Origin of the sequence: Corynebacterium sp. KPL2830, assembly GCF_040225635.1 — a bacterium.
GTDB lineage: Bacteria > Actinomycetota > Actinomycetes > Mycobacteriales > Mycobacteriaceae > Corynebacterium.
Genome location: NZ_JBEHFR010000002.1, coordinates 147,994 through 155,991, shown reverse-complemented (window position 1 = coordinate 155,991; position 7,998 = coordinate 147,994). Strand labels below are relative to the sequence as shown.

Annotated in this window: 8 protein-coding genes; 6 read left to right on the top strand and 2 right to left on the bottom strand. The window is 60.6% G+C overall.

The window, feature by feature from the left end; translation table 11 throughout:
• Nucleotides 1-333: 333 nt before the first annotated feature.
• A complete protein-coding gene (gene tyrS / locus ABRP87_RS01625; protein ID WP_349867314.1) occupies nucleotides 334-1,620 on the bottom strand; it encodes a tyrosine--tRNA ligase in 1,287 nt (428 codons plus the stop codon).
• 54 nt (nucleotides 1,621-1,674) lie between these two features.
• Nucleotides 1,675-1,842 (bottom strand): Trm112 family protein, encoded by a 168-nt coding sequence (locus ABRP87_RS01620; protein WP_349867312.1) that lies wholly within the window; start codon nucleotides 1,840-1,842, stop codon nucleotides 1,675-1,677.
• A 244-nt stretch (nucleotides 1,843-2,086) separates the two neighbouring features.
• Between ABRP87_RS01620 and thiC the strand changes: the two genes are divergently transcribed.
• From thiC to ABRP87_RS01590, 6 genes are read left to right on the top strand one after another with little or no spacing between them, the layout of a single operon-like run.
• Entirely contained in the window at nucleotides 2,087-4,018 is a 1,932-nt protein-coding gene (gene thiC / locus ABRP87_RS01615) for a phosphomethylpyrimidine synthase ThiC (protein ID WP_349867310.1), read from the top strand.
• Nucleotides 4,008-4,682, top strand: a complete 675-nt coding sequence (locus tag ABRP87_RS01610) for a thiamine phosphate synthase (protein WP_284628460.1) — start codon at nucleotides 4,008-4,010, stop codon at nucleotides 4,680-4,682. Before thiC ends, ABRP87_RS01610 begins: the two co-directional genes overlap by 11 nt.
• Nucleotides 4,675-5,796 (top strand): glycine oxidase ThiO, encoded by a 1,122-nt coding sequence (gene thiO, locus ABRP87_RS01605; RefSeq protein WP_349867308.1) that lies wholly within the window; start codon nucleotides 4,675-4,677, stop codon nucleotides 5,794-5,796. Before ABRP87_RS01610 ends, thiO begins: the two co-directional genes overlap by 8 nt.
• A 24-nt stretch (nucleotides 5,797-5,820) precedes the next feature.
• Nucleotides 5,821-6,024 carry a sulfur carrier protein ThiS gene (gene thiS / locus ABRP87_RS01600; RefSeq protein ID WP_302521509.1) on the top strand — a complete coding sequence of 68 codons (204 nt, stop codon included), beginning with the start codon at nucleotides 5,821-5,823 and terminating at the stop codon, nucleotides 6,022-6,024.
• Nucleotides 6,025-6,033: 9 nt separating this feature from the next.
• Nucleotides 6,034-6,816: a thiazole synthase gene (locus ABRP87_RS01595; protein ID WP_349867306.1), complete on the top strand. Its 783-nt coding sequence runs from the start codon at nucleotides 6,034-6,036 to the stop codon at nucleotides 6,814-6,816.
• Nucleotides 6,816-7,970, top strand: a complete 1,155-nt coding sequence (locus ABRP87_RS01590) for a ThiF family adenylyltransferase (RefSeq protein ID WP_349867304.1) — start codon at nucleotides 6,816-6,818, stop codon at nucleotides 7,968-7,970. Before ABRP87_RS01595 ends, ABRP87_RS01590 begins: the two co-directional genes overlap by 1 nt.
• The last annotated feature ends 28 nt before the right edge of the window (nucleotides 7,971-7,998 follow it).

Sequence of the window (7,998 nt, the reverse complement as noted above, 5' to 3'; positions counted from 1 at the left end):
GGCCAACAGACCAATCAACACACAACCATGCACACAAAAATAAAAAATAAGTACATTGGCACACTATTGAGTTCTCAAACAACATCCACACACCACAAGAAAATTAACCAAACGTTAACTTCTCGTTGGCGGCTCGTACCAACTTACCCAACAACCTGAACCAAGTCAAATCCTTGAGCCAAGTCAGTACAAAAAGTCACTCACAAGTAACCAACCGGCTACCCCTCGGCGACTTCGATAAAGTTACACCCCACTCCAGAAAACACACAAATCCCCTGGTAAACACGCAAAACGCGATTACCAAGGGATCAGTTAACAGCTAAGGTGACGCTCTTAGGAAGGATCCACGACCCGTGCCCCGGCGAAGCGCTTCTTGCCCTTACGCAGCACCAGCCACGAACCGTGCAGCAGATCGTTGGAATTCGGCGACCACTCGATGTCCTCGATGCGCTGGTTATTCACGTAGGCGCCACCCTCGCCCACGGTGCGGCGCGCAGCACCCTTTGATTTTTCCAGTCCCGCCTCAACCAACAGATCCAGAATCGTGGCCGCTGGGCCGACCTCGGCAATCTCGGTTTCCTGCAATGCAGAAGACAACGTGGCCTCGTCCAAATCCTGCAGCTCTGCCTTACCGAATAACGCCTGGGAAGCCAGCTCCACTGCGTCGGTGGCCTGCTCGCCGTGCACCAGGGTGGTCATCTCCCGCGCCAATACGCGTTGCGCCTCACGTTTGTGGGGTTCCTCCTCTACCTTGCGCGCCAGCTCTGCGATCTCCTCCTGGGTGAGGAAGGTAAACCAACGCAGGTAATCGATAACCACCGCGTCGCCAGCATTGATGAAGTACTGGTACCAGGAGTACGGGCTGGTCAGCTGAGGATCCAGCCACAGTTTGCCGCCGCCGGTGGACTTGCCAAACTTATTGCCCTCGGCATCTGTCACCAACGGCACCGTCAGGCCGTGGACCTTCGCACCATTCACGCGACGGTTCAGGTCGACGCCGGAAACGATGTTTCCCCACTGGTCGCCACCGCCAATTTGCAGCACACAGTCGTACTCTTTATGCAGGTGCACAAAGTCGTTTGCCTGCAGCAGCATGTAGGAAAACTCGGTGTAGGAAATACCGTCGGATTCCAGGCGGCGCTTGACCGTATCGCGGTCCAGCATGGTATTCAGCGAAAAGTTCTTACCGATATCGCGTAGGTACTCGATGACGTTGATCTGGCTAGTCCAGTCCGCGTTGTTCACCATCACCGCCGGGATTGCGGACTCGCCCGCCTCAGTGAAGTCCACGAAGGCCTCAAGTTGGTCCTTGATTGCCTGCATATTCTCTGCGATCTGCTCTTCCGAGAGCATGGATCGCTCTCCGACATCGCGCGGGTCACCGATCATTCCCGTCGCGCCACCGGCCAGCGCGATAGGACGGTGACCGAATTGTTGGAAGCGCTTCAGCATAATCAGCGGCACGAGGTGGCCAGCGTGCAGCGAGCTTCCCGTCGGGTCGAAACCGCAGTACAAGCTGATCGGGCTCTCTGCGGCTTCCTTCAATGCCTCCAGGTCTGTGGACTGGTTGATCAGCCCGCGCCATTGCAGTTCGTCGATGATGTTCGTGGTGTTGCTCATACGTAGGTGTTCCCTTGCTGCCTATTACGTGTTGTCTTTCCAGAGCGCGGCGCTCTACTTAATGGGCCAGTCCACGGCCTCGTCGACCAGCATGACCGGAATATCATCCTGCACCGGATAGGCCTTGTTCAGCCTTGGGTTCACCAAATAGTCGCCGTGATCCTCCAGCGGCTGCTTGTCGATGGGGCACACGAGGATCTCTAGGAGCTTCTGATCGATCATGCTGCTTAGTCTAACCCGTACCCCAGACAAGCTATTTAGTGACTCCCTGATGTTGCTTACCGATGCTCCCCTCAGGCAACCGACTGCCCCGAAGTTCACCCTCGCGTGGTGTGCGTTACAGTGGAAGACGCAACCGAACACGGGCGCTCGAGGTATCGAGCTGAGATCGCGCTGTATCCCTGCGTGAGTACCGCTAGAACCTGCCTGGTTAGAACCAGCGAAGGAAGAATGAGGAGAGTCAACTATGACGGATACGTCTACCCAGCACACCCGTACCACCATCCCGAACGACGAGTACGGTGCGGAAATCCACCCGAAGCACAGCTTCGCCCCCATCGAAAAGCAGGTGGAGTCCTTCGGCAAGACCTTCACCCTTGAGGTGCCGGAGACCGAGGTTCAGCTGGATGATTCCCCGACCGGCCCGAACGCACCGCAGAAGCTCTACCGCACACGCGGCCCGTGGGCAGAGCCGACCGAGGGGCTAGAAGCTCTGCGCAGCGAGTGGATCGAAGCTCGCGGCGATGTGGAGGCCTACGAGGGGCGACGCCGCAACTTACTGGACGACGGTAACCGCGCCCTCAAGCGTGGCGAGGCCAGCGATGAGTGGAAGGGTATAAGCCGCGAGACGCTGCGGGCCAAAGACGGCAAGCGCGTAACCCAGATGCACTACGCCCGCCAGGGCGTTATCACCCCGGAGATGGAATACGTCGCACTGCGCGAGCACTGCGATGTAGAAAAGGTGCGCGAGCAGGTTGCCTCCGGTAAGGCGATCATCCCGAATAATATCAACCACCCGGAGTCCGAGCCGATGATCATCGGCAATGCCTTCAACACGAAGATCAACGCCAATATCGGCAACTCCGCAGTGACCTCCTCTATCCGCGAAGAGGTGGACAAGCTGCGTTGGGCTACGCGCTGGGGCGCAGATACCGTGATGGATCTATCCACCGGTAATGACATTCACACCACCCGTGAGTGGATCATGCGAAACTCTCCGGTGCCGATCGGTACCGTGCCGATCTACCAGGCCCTTGAGAAGGTCGACGGCGTGGCCGAGGACCTGACCTGGGAAATCTTCCGCGATACTGTGATCGAGCAGTGCGAGCAGGGCGTGGACTACATGACGATCCACGCCGGCGTACGCCTGCCCTTCGTGCCGCTAACCACCAAGCGCGTGACCGGCATTGTCTCTCGCGGCGGTTCCATCATGGCCGGCTGGTGCCTGGCCCACCACAAGGAATCCTTCCTGTACGAGAACTTCGACGAGCTGTGCGAGATCTTCGCCAAGTACGACGTCGCGTTCTCGCTTGGCGATGGCCTGCGCCCCGGCTCCATCGCCGATGCCAACGACGCAGCCCAGTTCGCCGAGCTAAAGACCATCGGTGAGCTAACCCACCGTGCCTGGGAGTACGACGTTCAAGTCATGGTCGAAGGCCCAGGCCACGTGCCGCTCAACATGGTGCAGGTCAACAACGAAAAGGAGCAGGAATGGTGCGGCGGCGCACCGTTTTACACCCTAGGACCACTGGTCACCGACATTGCTCCCGGTTATGACCACATCACCTCCGCCATCGGTGCGGCCAATATCGCGATGGGTGGTACCGCAATGCTGTGCTACGTTACCCCGAAGGAACACCTCGGTCTACCGAATAAGGACGACGTGAAGACCGGCGTGATTACCTACAAGGTCTCGGCTCACGCGGCGGACGTCGCAAAGGGCCACCCTGGTGCCCACGAGTGGGACGATGCAATGAGCAAGGCGCGCTTCGAATTCCGTTGGCACGACCAGTTCGCCCTGTCCCTGGACCCGGATACCGCCCAGTCCTACCACGACGAAACCCTGCCCGCGGAGCCGGCGAAGACCGCCCATTTCTGCTCGATGTGCGGACCGAAGTTCTGCTCCATGCGCATCAGCCAGGATATCCGCGACGCATTCGGCGAGAAGATCGATGAGGCGCTGGACACCGACCAAGAGCAATCGCTAGTCGAGGACCTCGGCTTGCCTGGCTTCGGCCGCCAGAGCGTGGACGAAGAGGGTGTCACAAATGCCGAAGGCGAAGAAGAAATGGCCGAGGAGTTCCGTCGTGCGGGCTCCAAGCTGTACCTAAACCGGGACGAGGCCAAGGAAGTTTCCGAGGACCTGCAGAAGGAAGCAGCGGCGTACAGTGAGCGCTAACCAGCTGGACCTGCGGTGCTACCACGTGACGGGTGTACCGCAGGAGAAGGTCGTACAGGTTGCCGCGGCGGCAGCAGCCGGTGGCGCGGGCGTGATTCAAGTTCGCAGCAAACCCATTAGCGTGCGCGATCTGACCGCGCTTGCTATCGACGTGGCGGCGGCGGTAGAAGAGGCCAATCCGGCAACGCGAGTACTTATCGATGACCGAGTCGACGTGGCCGCCGCGCTGATGGGTAAGCACAATATCCACGGCGTGCACATTGGCCAGGACGACCTGGATCCGCGCCTGGCACGGCAGGTTCTTGGCGAGGATGCGATCATCGGGTTGACCACCGGCACCCTCGAGCTCGTGCAGGGTGCCAACGAGTACGCCGATGTGATCGACTACATCGGTGCCGGGCCGTTCCGCCCCACGCCCACGAAAGACTCCGGCCGCATCCCGCTGGGGTTGGAAGGCTATCCCCCGCTCGTCGCGGCTTCGGCCGTTCCGGTGGTGGCGATTGGAGACGTGCAAGCCACCGACGCCGAAGCGCTGGCCGAAACCGGTGTGGCTGGTGTCGCGATTGTGCGCGCCTTCATGGACTCCGATGATCCAGCTGCGCTGGCAACCACGGTTGTCGAAGCGTTCGACCACGCGAATGCAGCCACAGGTTCACATGCATAATGCCGAGCACGCCATAATCGGCGCGGGAATCATCGGGCTTAGCACCGCATTCGAGCTGATAGATGCGGGTGTCGACCCACAGGAAATCGTGGTGATCGATCCCCACCCCATTAGCGGTGCCACTTTCGTGGCCGGTGGCATGCTGGCGCCGGTGGCGGAGGTGCAATACCGGCAAGAGCCGTTGTACCCGCTGATGGTTGCTTCGGGCGAGATGTTCCCTGATCTTCTGGCCAGGTTGAGTGCGAAAACCACCGCACCGAACGGGCATCGCAGCGAATCCACCCTGGTGGTGGGCGCCGACCGCGCCGATGGCGTGCACATCCGCGAGCTGCTAGCGCTACAGCAGAAACACGGCATGGATGCCCACGCGCTGCCACTTCGGCAAGCACGAAAGCTAGAGCCTGGGCTCAGCCCCCAGCTGGCCGCCGCAGTGGAAATCCCGGGCGACCATCAAATCAACCCGCGCATGTTCAGCGCGTGCCTGCTGGAATACCTGCAGCATGCCGGGGTTCGCTTTCTGTCCACGGCAGCAACGCGCATCGACGGCCAAAATGTGCTGCTTGCCGATGCCCAGGTTCTCACCGCAGACATGATCTACCTCTGCAACGGGCTGGGCGCCAAGAACGTGGATGGCTGGTTCGAGGGTGCCAATCCCCTAGCGCTACGGCCGGTGTTGGGTGACATGCTGCGGCTGCGGGTACCAGAGGAGCTAGCGCCAATCACCCGAGTGGTGCGGGCATTCGTGGAGGATCGGCCGGTGTATGTTATTCCCCGCACCGATGGCACCATCGCTATCGGTGCCACCAGCCGCGAAGACAACCGCAAGGGCCCATCTGTGGACGGTGTGCACACGCTCCTTCGCGATGCCATCCGCGTGGTTCCGGGACTGGAGGACTGCGAGTTCATCGAGGCTATCGTTGGAGCCCGGCCAGGCACCCCCGATGACCTGCCCTACCTGGGCAAAGTACGCGACGGGCTAGTGATCTCCACCGGGTACTTCCGCCACGGAATCCTCCTGTCCGCCCTGGGGGCGAAGGTGAGTGCGCAGTTGGGATTGGGCACGTCCCCGGGGATGGACATCTCGGCCTGCGATCCGCTACGCCACGCCCGATAACCACACAAGAAAGGAATAAGTACCATGGACTACACACTTAATGGCGAGCCCCGCAATAGCGATGGGCCGATCACCGTGGGTGCCATCGTAGAAGCAGAGACTGGCGATGCCTCGCCAAAGGGCGTGGCCGTGGCCATTAATGGCGACGTGATCCCCGCCAGCGACTGGTCTCATGAGGTCACCGACGGCGACCAATTGGATATCCTCATCGCCGTACAGGGCGGTTAGGAATCTCCTATGCTTACTATTGCAAATAAACAATTCGATTCGCATCTAGTAATGGGAACCGGCGGGGCCAGCAGCCAGGACATGCTGGAGCAATCCCTGGTTGCCAGCGGTACGCAGCTCACCACCGTCGCCATGCGTCGGCACAGCGCTAAGAGCCCCGGTGGCGAGTCCATCTTCGAGCTCTTACAGCGGTTAAGCATTGACGTGCTACCCAACACTGCGGGGTGCCGCACCGCCCGCGATGCCGTGACCACCGCCAAGTTAGCCCGCGAGGCGCTGGGCACCAATTGGGTGAAGGTAGAGGTGATCGCGGATGATCGCACGCTTCTACCGGACGTGGTGGAGCTCGTGGATGCTTGCGAGATGCTGGTTGCTGAAGGATTCGTGGTGCTGGCATACACGAGTGACGATCCGGTCATCGCCAAGCGGCTAGAAGACGTGGGCGTGGATGCGGTGATGCCTTTGGGCTCGCCGATTGGTACGGGTCTGGGCATCCTGAACCCGCACAATATCGAGCTGCTCTGTTCGCGCACCCAGGTTCCCGTGCTGCTGGATGCCGGTGTGGGCACGGCCTCCGATGCTGCAATGGCCATGGAACTGGGCTGCGATGGCGTGCTTTTAGCCAGTGCTATCAACCGCTGCCAAGATCCCCTGGCGATGGCGACTGCAATGAAATACGCCGTGGAAGGCGGCCGGTTAGCAGGCCAAGCTGGGCGCATTCCGAAAAGGCAGCACGCCGTGGCGTCATCATCGTTTGAAGGGTTAGCGAGCTGGGAAGATAAGGTCCTGTAATGAGCCAACTGCCCCGCGAAGAGCTGCACAGAGTGGCCCGTCAAACCCTGCTGCCCGGCTTTGGCATCGCCCAGCAGGAAGCGCTGCACGGCACCCACGTATTCGTCATCGGCGCTGGCGGATTGGGATGCCCCCTGATGCAGCAACTGGCTGCCGCCGGTGTGGGCGAGATTTCTGTGATCGACGACGACACGGTGGATCTCACCAATATCCACCGCCAGATCCTATTCGGCGCCCAGGATGTGGGTAAATCCAAGGTGGACGTCGCCGCCGAAAAGCTTGAGCAGCTGCAGCCCGGCATCGTGGTGCATGCGATTCGCGACCGCCTTACCGCCGACAACGCCGTGGAGTATCTCCGTGGAGTGGACATCCTGGTGGATGGTTCCGATACGTTTGCCACCAAGTTCTTGGCCGCTGATGCTGCGGAGCTCACGGGTACCCCGCTGGTATGGGGCTCGGTGCTGCGATTTCGCGGCGACTGCGCAGTGTGGTGGTCTGGACCCGGTGCCGAATCGGGCGTAGGCATGCGGGACCTCTATCCCCTGCAACCCGATCCCGATTCCGTGCCGGATTGCGCCACCGCCGGCGTGCTGGGCGTGACCACAAGCGTGGTCGCGGGCCTGATGTCGACCGAGCTAATCCAGTTCGCCACCGGCATGAACCGCGACCGGGTAGGTCTGTTGAGCATCTACGATGCCTTGGCTTCCTCCATCACTCACTTCCGCGTGCCCCACGACCCAGCACGTGAGCTAACCACACAGCTGCAGGACAACTACGGTGGCGCTGCCTGTGCCGTGCTGGGGACCGAAGATGCCGCGGCGATGTTCGACGAACTGCGCGCCGGCGCCGTGGCCATCGATGTACGCGAAGCCGGGGAAGCTGCCATCGATGATTTCTTTTTTGACGCCACCGCGAAGCATTACCACTTACCGACCACCGTGTGGCAGGAAGATCCAGGCATAGCGCGCTCCCTGCTCGATTCCCTGCAGGGCGCGGGGCTTAGCGACGCCTGGGTGTACTGCGCCTCCGGCAAGCGATCGGCCAGCTTCATCTCGGCCTTCGCTGAGGAAGCCGAACAGCGTAACATTACGTTGCACAACGTTGCAGGTGGCATAAAGAGCCAGCCCGCCACATTCCACGGCATACCGGGATAATAGGTACTGTCCAGCATTAAGTAGGCCA

Bases quoted from the DNA above. Each gene is read 5' to 3' on its own strand.
- tyrS (WP_349867314.1), bottom strand. From the start codon at position 1,620: ATGAGCAACACCACGAACATCATCGACGAACTGCAATGGCGCGGGCTG.
- ABRP87_RS01620 (WP_349867312.1), bottom strand. From the start codon at position 1,842: ATGATCGATCAGAAGCTCCTAGAGATCCTCGTGTGCCCCATCGACAAG.
- thiC (WP_349867310.1), top strand. From the start codon at position 2,087: ATGACGGATACGTCTACCCAGCACACCCGTACCACCATCCCGAACGAC.
- thiO (WP_349867308.1), top strand. From the start codon at position 4,675: ATGCATAATGCCGAGCACGCCATAATCGGCGCGGGAATCATCGGGCTT.
- thiS (WP_302521509.1), top strand. From the start codon at position 5,821: ATGGACTACACACTTAATGGCGAGCCCCGCAATAGCGATGGGCCGATC.
- ABRP87_RS01595 (WP_349867306.1), top strand. From the start codon at position 6,034: ATGCTTACTATTGCAAATAAACAATTCGATTCGCATCTAGTAATGGGA.
- ABRP87_RS01590 (WP_349867304.1), top strand. From the start codon at position 6,816: ATGAGCCAACTGCCCCGCGAAGAGCTGCACAGAGTGGCCCGTCAAACC.